Annotated in this window: 16 protein-coding genes; 8 read left to right on the forward strand and 8 right to left on the reverse strand. The window is 72.2% G+C overall.

Annotation, left to right across the window (positions count from 1 at the left end; all coding sequences use genetic code 11):
- Positions 1-16 precede the first annotated feature (16 nt).
- The 3 genes from JN22_RS06335 to JN22_RS06345 form a co-directional block, all read right to left on the reverse strand.
- Entirely contained in the window at positions 17-1,030 is a 1,014-nt protein-coding gene (locus tag JN22_RS06335; RefSeq protein WP_085553096.1) for an NAD(P)H-quinone oxidoreductase, read from the reverse strand.
- A 17-nt stretch (positions 1,031-1,047) separates the two neighbouring features.
- Positions 1,048-1,824, reverse strand: a complete 777-nt coding sequence (locus JN22_RS06340) for an SDR family NAD(P)-dependent oxidoreductase (RefSeq protein WP_143268160.1) — start codon at positions 1,822-1,824, stop codon at positions 1,048-1,050.
- 285 nt (positions 1,825-2,109) lie between these two features.
- Complete coding sequence (locus tag JN22_RS06345) at positions 2,110-2,802, reverse strand: TetR/AcrR family transcriptional regulator (RefSeq protein ID WP_179166058.1); 693 nt, start codon at positions 2,800-2,802, stop codon at positions 2,110-2,112.
- 239 nt (positions 2,803-3,041) lie between these two features.
- Here JN22_RS06345 and JN22_RS06350 point away from each other — a divergent pair, with 239 nt between their 5' ends.
- On the forward strand, positions 3,042-5,036 hold the full coding sequence (locus tag JN22_RS06350) for an oxidoreductase (protein ID WP_085553098.1): 1,995 nt from the start codon (positions 3,042-3,044) through the stop codon (positions 5,034-5,036).
- On the opposite strand, the gene JN22_RS06355 is transcribed toward JN22_RS06350, so the two are convergent.
- A complete protein-coding gene (locus JN22_RS06355; protein ID WP_143268161.1) occupies positions 5,037-5,936 on the reverse strand; it encodes an IclR family transcriptional regulator in 900 nt (299 codons plus the stop codon).
- 209 nt (positions 5,937-6,145) lie between these two features.
- On the opposite strand from JN22_RS06355, the gene JN22_RS06360 reads away from it, so the two are divergent.
- From JN22_RS06360 to JN22_RS06390, 7 genes are read left to right on the forward strand one after another with little or no spacing between them, the layout of a single operon-like run.
- Positions 6,146-6,982, forward strand: a complete 837-nt coding sequence (locus tag JN22_RS06360) for an enoyl-CoA hydratase/isomerase family protein (RefSeq protein ID WP_085553100.1) — start codon at positions 6,146-6,148, stop codon at positions 6,980-6,982.
- Positions 6,983-7,000: 18 nt separating this feature from the next.
- On the forward strand, positions 7,001-7,924 hold the full coding sequence (locus JN22_RS06365) for a 3-hydroxyacyl-CoA dehydrogenase (protein ID WP_085553101.1): 924 nt from the start codon (positions 7,001-7,003) through the stop codon (positions 7,922-7,924).
- 2 nt (positions 7,925-7,926) lie between these two features.
- A complete protein-coding gene (locus tag JN22_RS06370) occupies positions 7,927-9,114 on the forward strand; it encodes a thiolase family protein (protein ID WP_085553102.1) in 1,188 nt (395 codons plus the stop codon).
- A gap of 28 nt (positions 9,115-9,142) precedes the next feature.
- A complete protein-coding gene (locus JN22_RS06375) occupies positions 9,143-10,336 on the forward strand; it encodes an acyl-CoA dehydrogenase family protein (RefSeq protein ID WP_085553103.1) in 1,194 nt (397 codons plus the stop codon).
- A complete protein-coding gene (locus JN22_RS06380; protein ID WP_085553104.1) occupies positions 10,333-11,436 on the forward strand; it encodes an acyl-CoA dehydrogenase family protein in 1,104 nt (367 codons plus the stop codon). Before JN22_RS06375 ends, JN22_RS06380 begins: the two co-directional genes overlap by 4 nt.
- Before the next feature lie 31 nt (positions 11,437-11,467).
- Positions 11,468-12,616, forward strand: coding sequence for an acyl-CoA dehydrogenase family protein (locus JN22_RS06385; protein ID WP_085553105.1), 1,149 nt, complete (start codon positions 11,468-11,470; stop codon positions 12,614-12,616).
- Positions 12,617-12,642: 26 nt separating this feature from the next.
- A complete protein-coding gene (locus JN22_RS06390; protein ID WP_085553106.1) occupies positions 12,643-13,443 on the forward strand; it encodes a crotonase/enoyl-CoA hydratase family protein in 801 nt (266 codons plus the stop codon).
- Positions 13,444-13,446: 3 nt separating this feature from the next.
- Here the strand turns inward: JN22_RS06390 and JN22_RS06395 are convergent, their stop codons facing one another.
- From JN22_RS06395 to JN22_RS06410, 4 genes are all read right to left on the reverse strand, one after another.
- The gene (locus JN22_RS06395) at positions 13,447-14,505 is read right to left on the reverse strand and encodes a cation diffusion facilitator family transporter (protein ID WP_085553107.1); all 1,059 of its coding nucleotides are present in this window, start codon (positions 14,503-14,505) and stop codon (positions 13,447-13,449) included.
- Positions 14,506-14,778: 273 nt separating this feature from the next.
- Positions 14,779-17,193, reverse strand: coding sequence for a TonB-dependent siderophore receptor (locus JN22_RS06400; protein ID WP_085553108.1), 2,415 nt, complete (start codon positions 17,191-17,193; stop codon positions 14,779-14,781).
- A gap of 180 nt (positions 17,194-17,373) precedes the next feature.
- Positions 17,374-18,351, reverse strand: coding sequence for a FecR family protein (locus JN22_RS06405; RefSeq protein ID WP_085553109.1), 978 nt, complete (start codon positions 18,349-18,351; stop codon positions 17,374-17,376).
- A gap of 78 nt (positions 18,352-18,429) precedes the next feature.
- A complete protein-coding gene (locus JN22_RS06410; RefSeq protein ID WP_085553110.1) occupies positions 18,430-18,993 on the reverse strand; it encodes an RNA polymerase sigma factor in 564 nt (187 codons plus the stop codon).
- Positions 18,994-19,088 lie beyond the last annotated feature (95 nt).

Here is a 19,088-nt window from a genome sequence, read left to right on the forward strand (position 1 = left end):
TTCTCCCTCCCCAGGGTCAGTTTTGAGTGTCGGTCCTGGACGGCCGCCAACCGGTGTGGAGCAGGATCTTGCCCTTGTGGCGGCCCTCATGCATGAAACGGTGGGCGTCGGCGGCCTCGGTCAGCGCGAAGCCGCGATCGAGCACGGCGCGCAGGGTCCCGTCGGCAACGCGCGGCCACAGCGATGCCTGCACCCCGGCGACGATGGCCGCCTTGTCGGCGGCATCGCGCCCGCGCAGAGTCGAGCCGGTGATGGTCAACCGCTTGGTCATCACCGGGCGAAGCTCGGCGCAGCCCCGCGAGCCGGCGATGAAGGAGATGTGGACGAGGCGCCCCTCGACCGCCAGCGCCTCGATGTTGCGCTCCAGATAATCGCCGCCGACCATGTCGAGAATCACGTCCACCCCATGCCCGCCGGTGGCGTCCCGGACGACGCGGACGAAATCCTCGTTGCGGTGGTCGATGGCGCGGTCGGCGCCGAGATCCGCGCAGAGCGCCAGCTTGTCCGGGCTGCCGGCGGTGGCGAAGACCTGGGCGGCGCCGAGGAGGCGGGCGGCCTGGATGGCGATGGTGCCGATGCCGCTGGCCCCGCCATGGATCAGCACGCGGTCGCCGGGGCGCAGATTCCCGCGCTCGGCCAGATTGGTCCAGACGGTGCAGAGCGCCTCCGGCAACGCCGCCGCCGTCGCGAGGTCGAGGCCGTCCGGGACCGGCAGGCATTGCGCCGCCGGCGCCGCGCAGAACTCGGCGTAGCCGCCCCCGGCGACCAGGGCGCAAACGCGGTCTCCCACGGCAAGCCCCTGCACCCCGGCGCCGAGCGCCACCACCAGCCCCGAAACCTCCAGCCCCGGCAGGTCGGAGGCGCCGGGCGGCGGCGGGTAGAGCCCCTGCCGTTGCAGCAGGTCGCCCCGGTTCATCCCGGCGGCGGCGACCCGGATCAGCGCCTCCCCCGCCGCCGGGACCGGCAGCGGGCGCGTCACCGCGCGCAGCACCTCCGGCCCGCCGGGCTCGCGGATCGCGATGGCGGCCATGCGGCCGGGAAGGCCGCTCACCGCCCCCGCCCCGGGAAGGCGGCGGCGTGGCGGTGGGTCACCGGCGGGCGGCCCTCCGGGTCCTTGAAGGCGATGGAGGTGCCGCCGCAGACGAACAGCACCTGCCCGGTGACGAAGCGCGCGGCGTCGCTGGCGAAGAAGGACACGGCGTGGGCGACGTCGTCCGGCGTGCCGATGAAGCCGACCGGCACGCCGTGCAGCAGCTTCTCGGTCATCGGGTGGCCGGGCGGGTTGGAGACGTCGAACAGCGGGGTGCGCACCGGGCCGGGCGCCACCACGTTGACGGTGACGCCGTCGCCGCCCAGCTCCAGCGCCCAGGTTCGCACCAGGCCGGACAGCGCCGCCTTGCTGGCGGCGTAGGCGGTCCGCCCCTCCTTGCCCAGCGCGGCGCGGCTGCCGATGGCGACGATCCGCCCGACGCCCTGGCGGCGCATCGACGGCAGCAGCGCCTGCGTCAGCGCGACGAAGGCGCCGACATTAACCGCGTAGACGCGGGCGAGTTCGGCGGCCGACACGGCATCCCCCGGCGCCAGCGGGGCGACGGCGGCGTTGTGGACGAAGCGCGTCACCGGACGCTCGCCGATGAACCCGGCCAGCGCCGCCGCCGACGCCTCCGGATCGGCCAGATCCATCGGCACGTAGCCGGCGTGGAAGTCGTGCTCCGGCGGGGTGCGCGACGCCACGATCACCCGATAGCCGTCCTCGGTCAGCCGGCGGGCGATGCCCGCGCCGATGTTCCGGTTGCCGCCGGTGACGACCGCCCATTCCGTCATGATGTGTGTCCCGGTTGGATGCGAAGGGTTCGGAAAGACGCGCTCGGGAAAGCGGGGCCGGCGCCGCCGGCATCGGTTCGGCGGGCGGGCCGGACGGCGCCGCTGACGACGCCGCCACCGCTGACGGCGGAGCCCCGGAAAAAAATGGGTGGACGAACGCACGCGAAGCGCTGGGGAGGCACCGGACGGCGGGCCGGCGCGTCACGCATCCCGATCATTCGTCAGCGATACGAACTATAGGAAAGACCGGCCGGCCCCGCAACAGAAATTATTCATCCGTGATTTTTATGTGGGATCCGGTTCGGCGGTGCGCGGAGCCGGCTGGAGCACGCCGACGAGGAAGCCCTTCAGGAGCGTCAGCTCCGGCCGGAAATCCACCTCCGGCCCCTCCTGGATTTTGCGCAGGGCGAAGCCGCGCAGCGTGTCCAGCACCATGCGGCGCAGCCGCACCACGGTCGCCGTGTCGGCCGAGGAATCGGCGAACAGCCGCACCCATTCCAGGTCGCGGGTTTCCGTCACCTTGCCCAGCGTGGTGCGGATGCTCTGGTGCAGCCAGTCGTTGAAGCGCTCGTAGAGGCGGATTTCCAGCGCCGCCACGTAATCGTCGCTGCCGAAGACCTCCCAATGCTGGTTGACCACCCGCTCCACCCGCTCGGCGATGGGCAGCCCGACAAAGACCGCCAGGTTCATCTCCTTGTCCATCCAGGCGGTGATCTCCTGGATGGCGGCGAAGTAGATCTCCTCCTTGCCGGCGAAATGATACTGGAGCGCGCCGCGCGACACCCCGGCGCGGTCGGCGATGTCCGGCGTGGTGACGCTGGCGTAGCCGCGCTCGCGCAGCAGGTCGATGGTGGCGCGCACCAGCTTGCGGCGCGTCGCGTTGCTCCGCTCCTGCCGGGGCTTGCGCTGGGCCTTGCGCCCCTCCTCGTCGCCGGCCCCGACCGTCTCGTCCGTCTCGTCCTGGATCGCCCGCACCATGCCCGACCGTCCCCCTCCTGCCTGGACCAAAAGCCGCTCGCGCGGACAGGCGCCGCGCGCCGCCGGTCCGCGACCGTCGTGGATCCTAGCACAGTTCGCAAAAGACCGTTGACGGCAAAAAAAGTCATATATGATTGTATTTGACGTTGACGGCCCGTTTGCCGCCCCGCGCCACCCCGGCCCGCCCCTCCGGGCCCCCTTCCGGCCCATGGCCCCGGCCCACAGCATTGGACGCGACGATGGATCCCGCATTTCCCCACCTCTTCTCCCCCGGCCGTCTGCGCAACCTCGAACTGCCGAACCGGCTGGTCATGGCGCCGATGGAATCCAACATGGCGGCCGAGGACGGCTCCGTATCCGACGCGATGCTCGCCTACTACGCCGCCCGCGCCGCCGGCGGGGTGGGGATGGTGATCGTCGAGTACGCCTGTGTCGACCGCCCGACCGGGCTCGGCGGCGCGCCGCAGCTCGGGATCGACGACGACTCCCTGATCGCCAGCCACCGCCGGCTGACCGCCGCCATCGCCGCGCACGGCGCGCGCTCCTGCCTCCAGCTCTTCCACGCCGGGCGGCAGACGCTGCGCCGCTTCACCGGCGGGCGGGCCCCGGTCGCCGCCTCGGCCATCGCCTGCCGCGTCTACCGCGAGGAACCGCGCGCGATCACCGTGCCGGAAATCGAGGAGCTGGTGCGGAAGTTCGGCGACGCGGCGGCGCGCGCCATCGCCGCCGGCTACGACGCGGTGGAGATCCACGGCGCCCACGGCTACCTGATCGGCGGCTTCCTGTCGGGCGCCGCCAACCGGCGCACCGATGCTTATGGCGGCTCGCTGGAGAACCGGATGCGTTTCCCTCTGGCGGTCGTCTCGGCGGTCCGCCACGGGGCCGGCGAGGCGCCGGTGATCGTCCGCCTGTCCGCCGAGGAGTTCATCGAGGGCGGCACCACCCTGGACGAGGCGGAGCGGATCGCCCCGCGCCTCGTCGCCGCCGGAGCCGACGCCCTGCACGTCTCGACCGGCACGGCCGAGCGCATGGACCGCAACGTCGATCCGGTTTCCGCCCCGCAGGGCTGGCGCATTCCGCTGGCCAGCCGGATTCGGGCGGTGGCCGGGGTGCCGGTGCTGACCGTCGGCGTCATCCGCCAGCCCGAGATCGCCGAGCGGGCCATCGCCGACGGCTCCGCCGACTTCGTGGCGCTCGGCCGCGCCCTGCTGGCCGACCCGCAATGGCCGGACAAGGCGCGGCGCGGCGCCGTGGCGGACATCCGCCCCTGCACCTCCTGCAACTGGTGCGTCGACCAGCTTCTCGCCCACAAGCGGTTGGGCTGCGCCGAGAACCCCCGCGCCGGCCGCGAGACCGAACCGCCGATCCTGCGCAGCGGCGCCGGCCGCGCCGCCGCCGTGGTGGGCGGCGGTCCCGGCGGCATGGTGGCGGCGCTGCTGCTTCAGGACGCCGGCTTCCGCGTCACCCTGTTCGAGAAGGCGGCCACGCTGGGCCTCGGGCTGGTCGCCTCGGCGACGCCGCCCGGCAAGGACAAATTCTTCTGGTACCGCGACTATCTGGTGCGCCGTCTGGCGGACTCCGGGGTCGAGCTGCGGCTCGGCGCCGCCGCCACGGCCGACGACGTGCTGGCCCTGCGCCCGGCGCTCGCGGTCGTCGCCACCGGGGCGGCCAACCGGGCGTTTCCCCTCGCCGGAAGCGCCTCCGTCCCGGTCGGCTTCGCCCACGACCTGCTGACCGGGGAGACGACGCTGGGGAACGGTCCCGTGGTGATCGCCGGCAGCGGCGAGACCGGCTGCGAGTGCGCCGAACACGTCGCGGAGTCGGGCCGCGACGTGATCCTGGTCAGCCGCTCGCCGGAACGGCGGCTGGCCCGCCGGGCGCAGTATGTCTACCGCCGGCAGCTTGTCGCCCGGCTGGAGAGCAACCCGCGCATCCGCATCGAAACCGGCATGCAGGTCGCCGCCGTCGGCGACGGACGGGTCGTCCTGCGCGACCAGGAGGGGGCCGACCACAGCCATGCGGCGGGGCAGGTGCTGCTGGCGCTGGGCCGGGTGCCGGAGAACGGGCTGGCGGACGCGCTGCGCGCCGCCGGGGTGCCGACCCATGTGATCGGCGACAGCCGCGAGGTCGGCCGCATCGGCGACGCGGTGCACGACGCCTACGCGGCGGTGCGTTCCGTCACCCGCGCCGGGGGCGATGGACGGGCCGAGCCGGTTTTGGCGCTCGCCTGCTGATCAGAGATGCGGCAGCGCCGGGGCCAGCGCGCGGGCGACCTCGCCGAGCGCCTCGGCGATGCCGGCGGCGCGCGCCTCGTCGAACCGGCTGAGGAACATGGTGGCGGTGCAGGCCATCAGCGGCCCGCCCTGGGCGTTGACGATCGGCACGGCGATGGACGCGGTGCCCAGCGCGTAGTTGCCGTTGTCCAGCGCCCAGCCGCGCCGTTCCGTTTCCGCCACCTCGACCATGAAGTCCTCGAAGGACAGCGGCCGGTCCCAGCGCAGCGCGGCGAACTGGCGGCGCAGCTCGGCTTCCGGCAGGCCGGCGTGCGGCACCATGGCGCGCCCGGCGGCGCCGATCGTCAGCGGCAGCCGCTGCCCGACGTCCATCCGGATGCGCATGTTGCCGGTGCCCTGCGCCTCCAGCACCAGCATCATGCGGTCGGCCGCGATCCGCCGCCACAGCGTCACCGTCACGCCATGGTCGCGGGCGACGCGTTCCATCAGCGGGCGCACGAGGTTGATGTCGCCGGCCACCGTCGCCGCCCCGCGCGCCAGCTCCATCACGCCGAGCCCGATGGAATAGACCTTGGCCTGCGGGTCGAAGCGCACGTAATCCTCCTGGACCAGCGTGCGCAGGATGTTGAAGCCGGTGCTGGTGTTCATCCCCAGCTCCTGCACGATGTGGGTCAGGCTGACCGGCGCGGCGGCGCGGCTGAGCAGCTTCAGGATTTTCACGCAGTTCAGCACGGCGCCGACCGGCTTGCCGGCGGCCTCCGCGTCGGCCGGGTCCTCCTCCATTCCCTCCGCCGTCACGGGCGGAGCTTTCGGCGGCCGGCCGCGCGGGCGCGACGGCTTGGACGCCTCCGGTCCGCCGCTCTCCGCCACCGGCGCTGTTCCCTGTGCCTTAGCCCGCAAGGTGATGCTCCCCTCGTCTCTTCCGGAATTAATTTATATCGTCAGAAAAACTTTCTCCATGGAGAAAAATCACTTGCGCCACTCCGTTCGCCGGCTTAGCGTAACGGTGGCGGCACGGACAATCCGCGCCCCGCAGCGCCTTTGAAACCCGCAGCCCGCGGCAGCGCGCCACCCCCCGCCGACCCTCACGGTTTTCCGGGAAATCCCCCATGCCCAGCGACCCAGAGTCCCACGCCGGCGAGTCCCATGGCGACGGCTCCCACGGCGACGGCGCCGTCCTCGTCGAACGGCGCAACGGCGTCGGCATCGTCACGCTCAACCGGCCGGACGCGCTGAACGCCATCAACATGGCGGTGCGCGGCGGCCTGACCCGCGCCTGCCGCGCGCTTGAGGCCGATCCGGAGATCCGAGCCGTGCTGATCCGCGCGGCCGGCGAGCGCGGCTTCTGCGTCGGCGCCGACATCAAGGAGTTCCGGCCCGTCACCTCCGCCGTCGCCGCCCGCCGGACCGATCCGGCCATCGCCTATGTCGAGGCCGTGGCGGCGCTGAGCAAGCCGACCATCGCCGCCATCCACGGCTTCTGCCTGGGCGGCGGCTTCGAGATCGCGCTGGCCTGCGACATCCGCGTCGCGTCGGCCGACGCGCTGTTCGGCCTGCCGGAGATCAACCTCGGCCTGATCCCCGGCGCCGGGGGGACCCAGCGGCTGCCCCGCCTGATCGGGACCGGACGCGCGCTCGACCTGATGCTGACGGGCGAGCGGTTCGGCGCGGAGGAGGCGCTGCGGCTCGGCGTCGTCTCCCGGCTGGCGCCGTCCCGCGAGGCGCTGGCCGAACAGTCCCTGGCGCTGGCCGAGACGATCGCCGCCAAATCGCCGACCGCTGCCGCCTACGTCAAGGAGGCGGTGACGACCGGCGCCGACCTCGACCTCAAGGACGGCATCGCGCTGGAAAAGAACCTCTTCACGCTGCTGCTGACCACCGAGGACCGGATGGAAGCCGCCGCCGCCTTCCGCGAAAAGCGCCGCCCCGTCTTCACGGGACGCTGAGACAAGGTGAACCGACCGATGAACGCCCCCACCCCCACCACAAGCATTCCCGAAAACTCGAAGGTCACGGTCGTCGGCGCCGGCATCATGGGCCGCGGCATCGCCCACGCCTTCGCCGTGCGCGGCTACACCACCACGCTGTTCGACGTGAAGGCCGCCGTGCTGGACGACGCGCTCGGCAACATCCGCAGGATCGTCGCCGACGCGGTCGGGCTCGGCAAGCTGACGGAGGAGACGGCGGCGCGCACCCTGTCGCTCATCACCCCTGCCAGCGACCTCGCCGCCGCCGCCTCGGGCGCCGATCTGGTGGTGGAGACCGCGTCGGAGCAGCTCGCCGTCAAGATCGACGTCATCCGCGCCATCGACCCGGTGGTGGCGGAGGGCGCGATCATCGCCACCAACACCTCGGCGCTGAGCATCACCGAGATCGCCGCCGCCTCCGCCCGGCCGGAGCGCGTCGCCGGCATGCATTTCTTCAACCCCGTCCACAAGATGAAGCTGGTCGAGATCATCCGTGGGCTCGCCACCGACGACACGGTGGTCGATCGGCTGAAGGCGTGGTCGGACGCGCTGGGCAAGACCTCCATCGTCGTCAACGAGGCGCCCGGCTTCACCACCAGCCGCATGTCGGCGATGCTCGGCAACGAGGCGATGTACATGCTGGAATCCGGCGTCGCCAGCGCCGAGGACATCGACACCGCGCTGCGCCTCGGGCTCGGCCACCCGATGGGGCCGCTGGAGCTGGGCGACATGACCGGCTGGGACACGCGGCTTGCCGTGCTGCAATACCTCCACCAGTCGCTGGGCGAGAAGTTCCGGCCCTGCCCGCTGATCGCCAAGATGGTCAAGTCGGGCCGCACCGGCCGCAAGGTCGGCCACGGCGTCTACAAGTACGAGAACGGGACGAAGGTCCCCGGTTCCGGCCTGCTGGGGAGCAACTGAACATGCCCCCCTTGAACGCACGCGATGTCGTCATCGTCGAGGCCGTCCGCACCCCGATCGGCCGCTTCCGCGGCGCGCTGGCCCCGGTGCGGGCCGACCATCTGGGCGCACTGGTCCTGCGGGAGATCGTCCGCCGCGCCGGCATCGCGCCGGAGCTGGTCGACGACGTGGTGTTCGGCTGCGTCACCCAGGTCGGCGAGCAGTCCACCAACCCGGCGCGCACCGCGCTGCTCGGCGCCGGCTGGCCGGCGACGATCCCCGGCATGACGGTGGACCGCAAATGCGGCTCGGCGGAGGCGGCGGTCCACGCCGCGCTCGGCTCCATCGCGTCGGGCGAGTACGACGTGGTGGTGGCCGGCGGGGTGGAGAGCATGAGCCGCGTGCCGATGGGCGGCAACCGCGACGTCCACGGCAAGCCCTTCGGCTGGCGGCTGCTGGAGGCCCACCCGCAGATCTCCCAGGGCGAGGCGGCGGAGCGCATCACCGATGCCTGGGGCCTGACCCGCGACGCCATCGACGACTACGCCATCGCCAGCCACCGCAAGGCGGCGGCCGCCGCCGACGCCGGTTTCTTCGACCGCGAGATCGTGCCGGTGCCGGTGGACGACTGGCGCGAGCGCGACCTGCCGGAAACCGGCGCGACGCTGGCCAGGGACGAGACGATCCGCCGCGACACCAGCCGCGAGAAGCTGTCCACCCTGAAGACCAGCTTCCGCGAGAACGGGCGGATCACCGCCGGCAACTCGTCGCAGATCGCCGACGGCGCCTCCGCGCTGCTGCTGATGGCGGCGGAGGTCGCCAAGGCGCATGGGCTGACGCCGCGCGCCCGCTTCCGCGCGGTGACGACTCTCGGCTCCGACCCGACGCTGATGCTGACCGGGCCGATCCCGGCGACCCGCCGGGTGCTGGAGCGGTCCGGGCTGGCGCTCGGCGACATCGACCTGTTCGAGGTGAACGAGGCCTTCGCCCCGGTGCCGATGGTCTGGCAGCGCGAGCTGGGCGCCGATCCGGAGCGGCTGAACGTCAACGGCGGCGCCATCGCGCTGGGCCACCCGCTGGGCGCGTCGGGGGCGCGGCTGATGACCACGCTGCTGCACGAGCTGGAGCGGCGCGACGCGACCTTCGGCTTGCAGACCATGTGCTGCGCCGGCGGGCTCGGCACCGCCACCATCCTCGAACGGCTGGGCTGAGCCCCCGTCTCCCCCGCAGGAGTCCCCCATGAAACCCTGGCCGCTTTGGGACACCCCCTTCTTCGAGGACCGTCACCGCGCCTTCGCCCGGACGCTGCTCGACCTGGAGCTTCCGGAGATCGACGAGGACAGCCGCGACCTCGGCGCCGTCAGCCGCGTCCTGGCCCGCGCCATGGGGGCCCAGGGGCTGCTCGGCGTCGTCGTGCCGCCCGGCGCCGAGACGGGGGACGCCCGCATCGACCTGCGCGGCGTGTGCCTGGCGCGCGAGGTGCTGGCCTACCGCTTCGGCGATCTGGCGGATTCGGTCTTCGTCATGCAGGGCATCGGCACCGCCGCCCTGTGGCAGACCGGCTCGGCCGCGCTGTGCCAACGCTATCTCCCCCCCGCCCGGCGCGGCGAGGCCATCGCGGCGCTGGCGCTGACCGAGCCGGAGACCGGCTCCGACGTCGCCAACATCACGACCTCGGCCGAGCGCGACGGCGAAGGCTGGCGCATCACCGGCGAGAAGACCTTCATCTCAAACGCCGGCTTCGCCGACCATTACGTCGTCATCGCCCGCACCGGCGAGGCGCCGGGGGCGCGCGGCCTGACCGCCTTCCTGGTCGATGCCGACGCGGCCGGCCTGAGCGCCGGCCCGCCCATCGACTTCATGGCCCCCCACCCCGCCGCCCCGCTGCGGCTCGACGCCGTGCGCGTCGGCCCCGACCGGCTGGTCGGCGCGCCCGGCCAGGGCTTCAAGGTGGCGATGGCGACCTTCGACGTCTTCCGCGCCTCGGTCGGCGCCGCCGGCATCGGCGCCGGGCGCCGGGCGCTCGACGAGAGCCTGGACCGCGTCACCGGCCGCCGCCTGTTCGGCAAGGCGATGGCCGAGATGAACGGCGTGCAGACCAAGCTGGCCGAGATGGCGACCACGCTGGAACAGGCGGCGCTCTGCGTCTACCGCGCCGCCTGGGCCAAGGACACGACCGGCGGACGCTGCACCCGCGACGTCTCGATGGCCAAGCTGACCGGCAGCGAGGCCGCCGCCAGCGTGGTCGATTCCGCCGTCCAGCTCTTCGGCGGCGCCGGCGTCGCGCGCGGCAGCGTGGTGGAGAAGCTGTACCGCGAAGTGCGGCCGATGCGCATCTACGAGGGCGCCTCGGAGGTGCAGAAGCTCGTCATCGCCCGCGACCTCATCAAGAGCCACCAGCCCAAGGGCCACCAGCGGGAATCCGGCCAATGACCGACAGCATGACCGACGGCATCCTGGCCGACACCGCCCGGCGCCTGTTCGCCGACCGCGTCACGCCCGAGGTGCTGCGGCTGGCCGACGAGGGCCATTGGCCGGCCGGGCTGTGGGCCGCCGTCGAGGAGATGGGCCTGCCGCTGGCCCTGGTGCCGGAGGAGGCCGGCGGCTTCGGCCTCGGCATGGTCGAGGCGCTGGGGCTGGTCCGCATCGCCGGCTCCTTCGCCGCCCCGCTGCCGCTGGCCGACAGCATGCTGGCCGCCTGGCTGCTGGCCGGCGCCGGGCTGGAGGTGCCGGCCGGGCCGCTGACCGTGGCGCCGCCCAAGGCGGCCGGAAGCGACGCGCCGTCGCTGACCCGCGACGGCGACGGCTGGCGCCTGTCCGGGACCGCCCGCCGGGTTCCCTGGGGCCGCGACGCGGCGGCCGTCGTCCTGCTGGCCGAGCAGGATGGCCGGTCCCACATCGTCCGGCTCGACTCCGGGGAATGGCGCGTCGCCGAGGCGGGCCGCAACATCGCCGGCGAGCCGCGCGACGACCTGCGCCTCGACCTCGCCCTGCCCGGCCGCCGCGTCGCCCCGGCGCCGACGGGGCTCGACGCCGACAGCCTGCACGCCATGGGCGCCACCCTGCGCGGCCTCGCCATGGCCGGCGCCGTCGAGCGCGTGCTCGACCTGACGGTGCAATACGCCGGGGAGCGCGTGCAGTTCGGCCGGCCGCTCGGCAAGTTCCAGGCGGTGCAGCAGAATCTGGCGGTGCTCGCCGGTCAGGCCGCCGCCGCCGGGGCCGCCGCCGACGGCGCGGCCGAAGCCTTCGCCGAACTGGCGGCCGGCGGCGCCTGCCCTCCGCCTGTTGGCCCACTGCCCATCGCCGCCGCCAAGATGCGCTGCGGCGAGGCCGCCGGGATCGCCTGTTCCATCGCCCACCAGATGCACGGCGCCATCGGCTTCACCCACGAGCATGCGCTGCACCATCTGACCCGCCGGCTGTGGTCCTGGCGCGACGAGTACGGCAACGACGCGTCCTGGGCGCGCGGGATCGGCCATGCGGTCGCGGCGGCCGGGGCCGACGGTCTCTGGCCGCTCGTCACCGCCGCCTGACCCGCCCGCGCTCCGTCCGAAAGAGACAGACATGCCCCGCATCGCCTTCCCGCCCCCGCCCGCCAGCGACGCCACCGAGGCGCTGCGCGCGGAGGTCCGCGATTTCCTGAGGACCGAGCTGGCCGACCGCCCGCCGCGCCGGCGCGCCGACTCCTGGAACGGCTTCGACCGCGCGTTCAGCCGCAAGATGGGCGCGCGCGGCTGGATCGCCATGACCTGGCCCAAGCGCTATGGCGGGCACGAGCGCGGCGCGCTGGAGCGCTACGTCGTGCTGGAGGAGATGCTGGCCGCCGGGGCGCCCGTCGCCGCCCACTGGATCGCCGACCGCCAGAGCGGCCCGCTGCTGCTGAGGAACGGCACCGAGGAACAGCGCCAAGCCATCCTGCCGCGCATCGCGTCGGGCGACTGCACCTTCTGCATCGGCATGAGCGAGCCGGATTCGGGATCGGACCTCGCCGCCGTGCGCACCCGCGCGGTGCCTATGGAAGGCGGCTGGCTGGTCAACGGCACCAAGCTGTGGACGACCTACGCCCACGAGGCCCAGTACATGATCCTGTTCTGCCGCACCGACGGCGGAACCGAGGACCGCCAGGGCGGCACCAGCCAGCTTCTGGTCGATCTCTCCACCCCCGGCATCACCATCCGCCCGGTCCTCGACCTGTCCGGCGCGCACCATTTCAACGAGGTGGTGTTCGAGGACGTCGTGCTGCCGGCCGACGCGCTGATCGGCCGGCGCGGCGACGGCTGGAATCAGGTGATGAGCGAACTGGCCTTCGAGCGCAGCGGGCCGGAGCGCTTCCTGTCCTCGATGGCGCTGCTGACCGAACTGGTGCGGGCGCTGGGGCCGGAACCCTCGGGCCACGCCGCCATCGCGGTCGGCCGGCTGGTCGGCCACCTGATCGTGCTGCGCCGCCTGTCGCGCTCGGTCGCCGGCATGCTCGACAAGGGCGAGAACCCGACCTTGCAGGCCTCGCTGGTCAAGGATCTGGGCGCCCTGTTCGAGCAGGAGATCCCGGAGATCGCCCGCCAGCTGGTCGAGGCCGAGCCGGACCTCGACTCCACCCGCGAGTTCTCCGCCGTGCTGGCCCACACGGTGATGAACGCGCCGGCCTTCTCGCTACGCGGCGGCACGCGGGAGATCCTGCGCGGCATCATCGCGCGCGGCCTCGGCCTGCGCTGACCGACAAGAACCAGAGGACACGACCGATGAGCGACCCCGTCCTGTACGAGCTGGAAGACGGCATCGTCACCCTGACGCTGAACCGCCCGGAACTGCGCAACCCCATCTCCGACCCCGACATGGTCGAGGCGGTGGTGGACGCGCTCGACCGGCTGAACGGGGATCCGGCGGTGCGCGTCGCCATCCTGACCGGCACCGGCAGCGCCTTCTCCTCCGGCGGGAACCTGCACACCATGCGCGAGGGCGGCGGCCTCAACGATCCCCTGCCGGCGCGCACCCGCCATAACTACCAGCGCGGCATCCAGCGCATCCCGCTGGCCTTCGAGCGGCTGGAGGTGCCGGTGGTCGCGGCGGTCAACGGCCCGGCGATCGGCGCCGGCTGCGACCTCGCCTGCATGTGCGACCTGCGCATCGCCTCGGAGACGGCCCGCTTCGCCGAGAGCTTCGTCAAGGTCGGAATCGTGCCGGGCGACGGCGGGGCGTGGCTGCTGCCGCGCGTCGTCGGCTTCTCGAAGGCGTGCGAGATGGCCTTCACCGGCGATCCCATCGACGCCGCCGAGGCGCTGGCCTGCGGGCTGGTCTCCAAGGTGGTGCCGGCCGGGGAGCTGCTGACGGCGGCCCGCACGCTCGCCCGGCGGATCGCCGTCAACCCGCCGCACGCCGTGCGCATGACCAAGCGGCTGCTGCGCGAGGGCCGGCACGTCCGCATCGACACGCTGCTGGAGATGTCGGCGGCCATGCAGGCGCTGGCCCACGCCACCGCCGACCACCGCGAGGCGGTCGACGCCATGCTGTCCAAGCGCCCGCCCAGCTTCACCGGCGAGTGAGCGTCAGCAGGCGGCCTCGCCGGGGCAGCGGCGCACCTCGACGACCGGATGCACCAGCCCCAGCCCGGCGGGCAGCAGCGCCTTGTAATGGTCCGGGCTGCGCGGCTCGTGGCTGACCACCGACAGCACCGTCGTGAACAGCCCCGGACCGATCGACCAGACATGCAGGTCGGCGACGCGGGTGTCGCCGTCGGCCTCGATGGCGCCGCGCACCGCCTCGCGCACCGCGTCGGGCGCCTCCTGGTCGAGCAGCACCTTGCCGGTGTCGCGCAGCAGCCCCCAGGACCAGCGGGCGATCATCACGGCGCCGACGATGCCGATGGCGGGATCGAGCCAGGAGGCGCCGAGATGCTTGCCGCCCAGCAGCGCCAGCACCGCCAGCACCGACGTCGCGATGTCGGCCAGCACATGCAGGATGGCGCCCCGCAGGTTGTGGTCCTGGTGATCGTGGCCGCCATGGCCGTGGTGATGGTGGCCGTGGTCGTGGTCGTGGTCGTGACGATGATGCGCGTGGGCATCGCCATGGTCGCGATGGGCGTGCTCATGGTGATCGTGGTGATCGTGATCGTGGTGACGGTGGGAGTGGCCGGCGGCGGCGCCGGACGGGCGGTGCATCAGGATGGCGGCGCTCGCCACGTTGACGGCCAGCCCGATCAGCGTGACGACCAGCGCCTGGTCGAAGGCGATCGCCACCGGATCGACCAGCCGGTGCAGGCTTTCCCACAGCATCAGCAGCGTGACGAAGACCAGCAGCAGCGCGCTGGCGAAGCCGGCCAGCGCGTTCACCTTGCCGGTGCCGAAGCTGAAGGCCCGGTTGCGGGCGTGGCGGCGGGCGAAGATGTAGGCGAGCAGCGCGATGCCCAGCGCCGCCGCGTGCGAGGCCATGTGCAGCCCGTCGGTCAGCAGCGCGATCGATCCGAAGGCGATGCCCGCCCCCACCTCCGCCACCATGGTCACGGCGGTCAGCACCACCACCAGGAGCGTGCGGAACTCGGCCGGACGGACCCGATCCTGGCCGAAGCCGTGGTCGTGGGTCCAGGCGTCGATCGTCTTGGTGTGCATCGCGGACGGCTTTCTTCCTGATGAGGACCGGATTGGTCCAGAATGCTCCCGGCTCCGCGCCTCCGCAACGGAATTGCGGCCGGAGACGCCGCCAATACAGCGCCTTGGCGCCGTGGAGCTTGTCCTGGGACAGCCGGCGCCCCCGAACTCCGAAACGAATCCTGAAACATCGCGACCGGACCGTCACGGCCCGGAAACACGGCCGGAAGCCCGCCCCCCCGACCTGGGGAGACGGGCCTCGGGCACGATGGGCTGGAAAGGACCGGGCGGCTTTCAGAACTTGCGGGACACGCGGGCGGTGACCGTCAGCGGTTCGTTGAGGTAGCACATCTCCTGGATCGCGTTGCGGGTGCAGGAATACTCGACCTCGCGGTCGAACAGGTTCCGCACGTTGACCGACAGGCGCCACGCCTCGGTGCCGTAGCGCACCATCATCTCGTCCATCACATAGGCGGCGGTGGTGACGTTGCTGCTGTTGTTGGTCGTCTTGCCGACGAAGCGCAGGCCGCCGCCCAGCCCGAAGCCGGCGAGCGGGCCATCCTGGACGCCGTAATCCAGCCACAGCGAGGCGGTGTGGACCGGCTGGTCGGACTGCTGGCGGCCGATCTCGCTCGGGGTGTTGCTCTTGCTCACCTTGATGGGGTTGTAGGTGTAGGCGGCCACGCCCTTCAGCCCCTGGGCCAGCTCCATGGTCAGGCCCAGCTCGACGCCCTGCGACTTGACCTCGCCGGTCTGCACGTTGCACCGGGCGCCGTTGCACAGGTGGGTGACGTCGGGATCCGGCGTCAGGGCGTTCTGCTTGCGCAGATCGAACAGGGCGACGGTCGCCAGCAGGTTGCTGCCCGGCGGCTCGTACTTGACGCCGACCTCGTACTGGCGGCCGGTGGTCGGAACGAAGCGGGTGCCGCCCCAGCCGGTGCCCGACTGCGGCTCGAAGGATTCGGCGTAGCTGGCGTAGGGGACGACGCCGATGTCGGTCTTGTAGGCGACGCCGAAGCGGCCGGTGTAGGCGTTCTGGTAGGCGAGGCCGCTCGACAGGCCGGGGAGGTCCCGGCGGCCGCCCAGCATGACGATCAGGTTGTCGGTGACCGCGATCTGGTCCTGGAGGTAGAGGCCCAGCATGCGGGATTTCAGGGTGTCGATCGCCATCGCCGGCTCGGACCCGTAGCGCCCGTAGATCGGGTTGAACGGGTTGATGGCGGTCTCCACCGCCCGCGACCCGAAACCGTCCTTCATGTCCTGGTACGAATAATCGACGCCGCCGACCAGCGTGTGCTCGGTGGACAGGACGGAGAATTTCCCTTCGGCGCGGGCGTCGAATGACCAGATCTCGGCGTCCTGGCCGTAGACATACTGGGCGCGGTTCAGCGTCAGGCCGTTCGCCTGGAAGCTGCCGGGCCAGACCTGCCGGTAATCCAGGTCGTATTTGGCGTAGCGGCCGCCGACGATGAACGTCAGGCTGTCGTTGACCGCGTGCTCGGCCAGCAGCGTCACCTGGGTCTGTTCCTGCTGGTAGCGGTCGTAATCCGGCTCGCCGAGATAGGTCTTGGGGTTGGTCGTTCCGCCGGCCGCCGTGCTCCAGCGCCGGCGCGGCGTCCATCCCCGGCTGTCGTCCATCTGGTAGAGGGCGGCGAGCGTGACGCTGGTTCCCGGCTGCGGGTTCCAGGTCAGCGCGGGGGCGATCATCTTGCGGTCGGCCCGGTCGTGGTCGATGCCGTTCAGGCCGTTGCTGTCCTGGACGGCGGCGGTGATCCGGTAGAGCAGTTCCCTGTCCTGGTTCAGCGGGCCGGTGATGTCGCCCTCCACCCGCTTCCAGTCGTTGGATCCGTACTCCACCGCGACCTCGGCCGACTGAACGTCCTGGGGACGCTTGGTCACCATGTTGATGAGGCCGCCGGGAACGCTCTGGCCGTACATGACCGAGGCCGGGCCGCGCAGGATCTCGACGCGCTCGATCAGGGAGGGATCGATCCGCTGCCAGCTCTGGCCGCCGACCTTCAGGCCGTCGCGGTAATAGGTGGTGGTCACCGGGAAACCGCGCACCTTGTACCAGGAGCTGCGCGAATCGCCGACCGAGCCGTAGGACAGCACGACGCCCGGCGTGTATTTGATGGCGTCCTCCAGCGTCTGGGCGCCGCGCGCCTTCAGCTCCTCGGCGCCGACGACGCTGATGCTCTGCGGCGTCTCGACCAGCGGCGTGTCGGACTTGGTGGCGCCCGACGCGCGCTTGGCGACGTAGCCCGGAACCGGACCGTAGGCGTTCTCGCGCCCGGCGCCCTGCACCGTCACCGGATCGAGAACGACGGCGCCGGTGGCGGCGACCTTCTCCAGCGTGACGGTCTTCGGGCCGGTGAAGCGCCAGGTGAAGCCGCTGCCCGACAGCAGCTGGTTGAGGGCGTCGACCGGGGTGGCGGTGACGTTCAGGCCGGGGCTGCGCAGGCCCTGCACCGCCGGGGCCGAGAAGAGCAGGCGGAAGCCGGCCTGGTCGGCGAAGGCGGTCAGCGCGCTGTCGAGCGACTGCGGCGGAACGGCAAAGCGCACCGCCGTCTCCGGACCGGCCTGGGCGACGGCGACGGTGCCGGCCGCGGCGTGAGCCGCCGGCAGGACGGCCACGGCGGCGCAGGCGGTGGACAGAAGCAGAAAGCGGCGAAACCCTCGCCCGACGATGCGAACCGCCTGAACGGCCATATGAAATCCCCTTGGTGACGCTCGTTCCGAAGCGGGGCGCCCCCAATCAGCAAATGCAAATCATTCGCGCCCCACCAAAGGACGGATGACGAATGGCCGAGCGACAGCGGCCGCCGCAAAAAATCCGAGATATTTTCGAGCGAGCGGAAAAGGCCCGCGGCGGCCCCGTCGACGAAGCCCCTACCGCAGCAGGGTCAGCAGCGGCAGGTGCAGCACCTTGACCGGCAGGGCCTGCTCGATGGCGCGCAGCGTGCCGTCCTGGTCGTCCAGTTCGAAGACGCCGGTCACCGGCAGCCGCTCCAGATCCGGGTTGGCGACCATGACGCGGCCGGAGCGGTAGCGGCTCATCTCCGCCGCCACCTCGACCAGCGGGCGCTGGTTGAAGATCAGCTTGCCGCGCCGCCACGCCGTCGCCACCGCCTCGTTCACCGCGTGGGGCCGGGTCGCCGGGTCGCGGCCGTCCCCGCCATAGCTCACCCCCTGCCCGGCGAGCAGGCGCATCGGCTCGCCGGACGCAGCCGTCACCTCGACGATTCCCTCGCTGACCGTGACCTGCACCGCGTCGCCGTCGGCGCGGACGGTGAAGGCGGTTCCGACGGCCCGCGTCTCCCCGCCGCGCGCCACCACCAGGAAGGGGCGGTCGGGATCCTTGGCGACCTCGAAGAAGGCCTCGCCGGCCTTCAGGGCGATGCGGCGCTCGCCGTCGCCGAAATCCACCGACAGGGCGGTGGCGGTGTTGAGCAGCACCGTGGATCCGTCGGGCAGGGCGACCGCGCGGCGCTCCCCCGGCCGGGTGGCGTGGTCGGCCGTCAGACCGGCCAGCGGGCCGAACGCCCCCGACCCGGCCACAAGCGCGGCGGCCGACGCGGCGATGGCGCCGCCCAGCGCGGCGCGGCGCCCCATGACGGGACGCCGGCCGGTCCGCTGCGGCAGGCGCGCCACCGGGCCGCGCACCGCCTCGCGGCAGGCGAAGGCCGCCGCCGTTTCCGTCTGGCCGATCTCGCGCCACAGCGTTTCCGCCGCGCGGGCGGCGGTTTCGTGTGCCGGGCTGCGGGCGCGCCAGGCGGCGAACTCGGCCGGACGCGCCGTGCCGAAGCTCACGCGCACCAGCCAGTCCAGCGCTTCCTCGTCGAGGACGGAGTGGTTCGGGTCAGACATCGGCGGGCAGCCTGCGGCGGGAGGAACGGACGTCTCTACCACAAGACGTTTCCCAGAAGTCGCAGCGACAGGGGCGCATCACAATTTTTCCTTATCCAGCCCCGCCCGCCGCTCCGCCCCCTGCTCCGCATCGAGGCGCCGGCGCCATGTCCGGCAATGGAGCATGGCCTGGGCCACGTATTTCGTGACCATGCTTTCCGACACCCCGAGGCGGGCGGCGATCTCGGCCTGCGACAGCCCGGCGACCCGGTGCAGCAGCAGGGCCTCGCGCGGCTTGGCCGGCAGCGCCTGCAACGCCTCGTCGAGCAGGCGCAGCCGTTCCTTGGCCAGCAGCGCCTCGTCCTGGGGGACGGAGTCGTCGGCGACAACCGCGACCTCCTCGGCGACCGTCTCGGCCGAGACCTCCCATTTCTCGCGGCGCAGCCGGTCGATCGACAGGTTGCGGGCGACCCGCAGGATGTAGGCGCGGACGTTTCCGATCGGCTTTTCCGGTTCCGGATGCGCCGCGAGCCGGAAATAGGTGTCCTGCGCCACGTCGGCCGCGTGGTCGGGGTCGCCGGTGCGCCAGATCAGGAAGCGCAGCAGATCGCCGTAATGCTCCTGGAAACCCGCGACCAGACCGGGCTTTTCCCTGTCCCCCATACCCCGCCTTCCCGCTCCCCATCCGGCCGCATCCCGGCGGAAACCGCACCGTCCCGCCGGGATGAAGGCCAAGCCTAGCGGAATTGATAATCATT

The sequence above is a fragment of the Azospirillum agricola genome (assembly GCF_020005195.1).
Classification (GTDB): domain Bacteria; phylum Pseudomonadota; class Alphaproteobacteria; order Azospirillales; family Azospirillaceae; genus Azospirillum; species Azospirillum agricola.

What these genes read in the sequence shown, in the direction of transcription:
- JN22_RS06410 (WP_085553110.1), bottom strand. Translation starts at nt 18,993, where the DNA reads ATGGGGGACAGGGAAAAGCCCGGTCTGGTCGCGGGTTTCCAGGAGCAT.
- JN22_RS06395 (WP_085553107.1), bottom strand. Translation starts at nt 14,505, where the DNA reads ATGCACACCAAGACGATCGACGCCTGGACCCACGACCACGGCTTCGGC.
- JN22_RS06360 (WP_085553100.1), top strand. Translation starts at nt 6,146, where the DNA reads ATGCCCAGCGACCCAGAGTCCCACGCCGGCGAGTCCCATGGCGACGGC.
- JN22_RS06335 (WP_085553096.1), bottom strand. Translation starts at nt 1,030, where the DNA reads ATGGCCGCCATCGCGATCCGCGAGCCCGGCGGGCCGGAGGTGCTGCGC.
- JN22_RS06385 (WP_085553105.1), top strand. Translation starts at nt 11,468, where the DNA reads ATGCCCCGCATCGCCTTCCCGCCCCCGCCCGCCAGCGACGCCACCGAG.
- JN22_RS06375 (WP_085553103.1), top strand. Translation starts at nt 9,143, where the DNA reads ATGAAACCCTGGCCGCTTTGGGACACCCCCTTCTTCGAGGACCGTCAC.
- JN22_RS06350 (WP_085553098.1), top strand. Translation starts at nt 3,042, where the DNA reads ATGGATCCCGCATTTCCCCACCTCTTCTCCCCCGGCCGTCTGCGCAAC.
- JN22_RS06390 (WP_085553106.1), top strand. Translation starts at nt 12,643, where the DNA reads ATGAGCGACCCCGTCCTGTACGAGCTGGAAGACGGCATCGTCACCCTG.
- JN22_RS06400 (WP_085553108.1), bottom strand. Translation starts at nt 17,193, where the DNA reads ATGGCCGTTCAGGCGGTTCGCATCGTCGGGCGAGGGTTTCGCCGCTTT.
- JN22_RS06345 (WP_179166058.1), bottom strand. Translation starts at nt 2,802, where the DNA reads ATGGTGCGGGCGATCCAGGACGAGACGGACGAGACGGTCGGGGCCGGC.
- JN22_RS06380 (WP_085553104.1), top strand. Translation starts at nt 10,333, where the DNA reads ATGACCGACAGCATGACCGACGGCATCCTGGCCGACACCGCCCGGCGC.
- JN22_RS06365 (WP_085553101.1), top strand. Translation starts at nt 7,001, where the DNA reads ATGAACGCCCCCACCCCCACCACAAGCATTCCCGAAAACTCGAAGGTC.
- JN22_RS06370 (WP_085553102.1), top strand. Translation starts at nt 7,927, where the DNA reads ATGCCCCCCTTGAACGCACGCGATGTCGTCATCGTCGAGGCCGTCCGC.
- JN22_RS06405 (WP_085553109.1), bottom strand. Translation starts at nt 18,351, where the DNA reads ATGTCTGACCCGAACCACTCCGTCCTCGACGAGGAAGCGCTGGACTGG.
- JN22_RS06340 (WP_143268160.1), bottom strand. Translation starts at nt 1,824, where the DNA reads ATGACGGAATGGGCGGTCGTCACCGGCGGCAACCGGAACATCGGCGCG.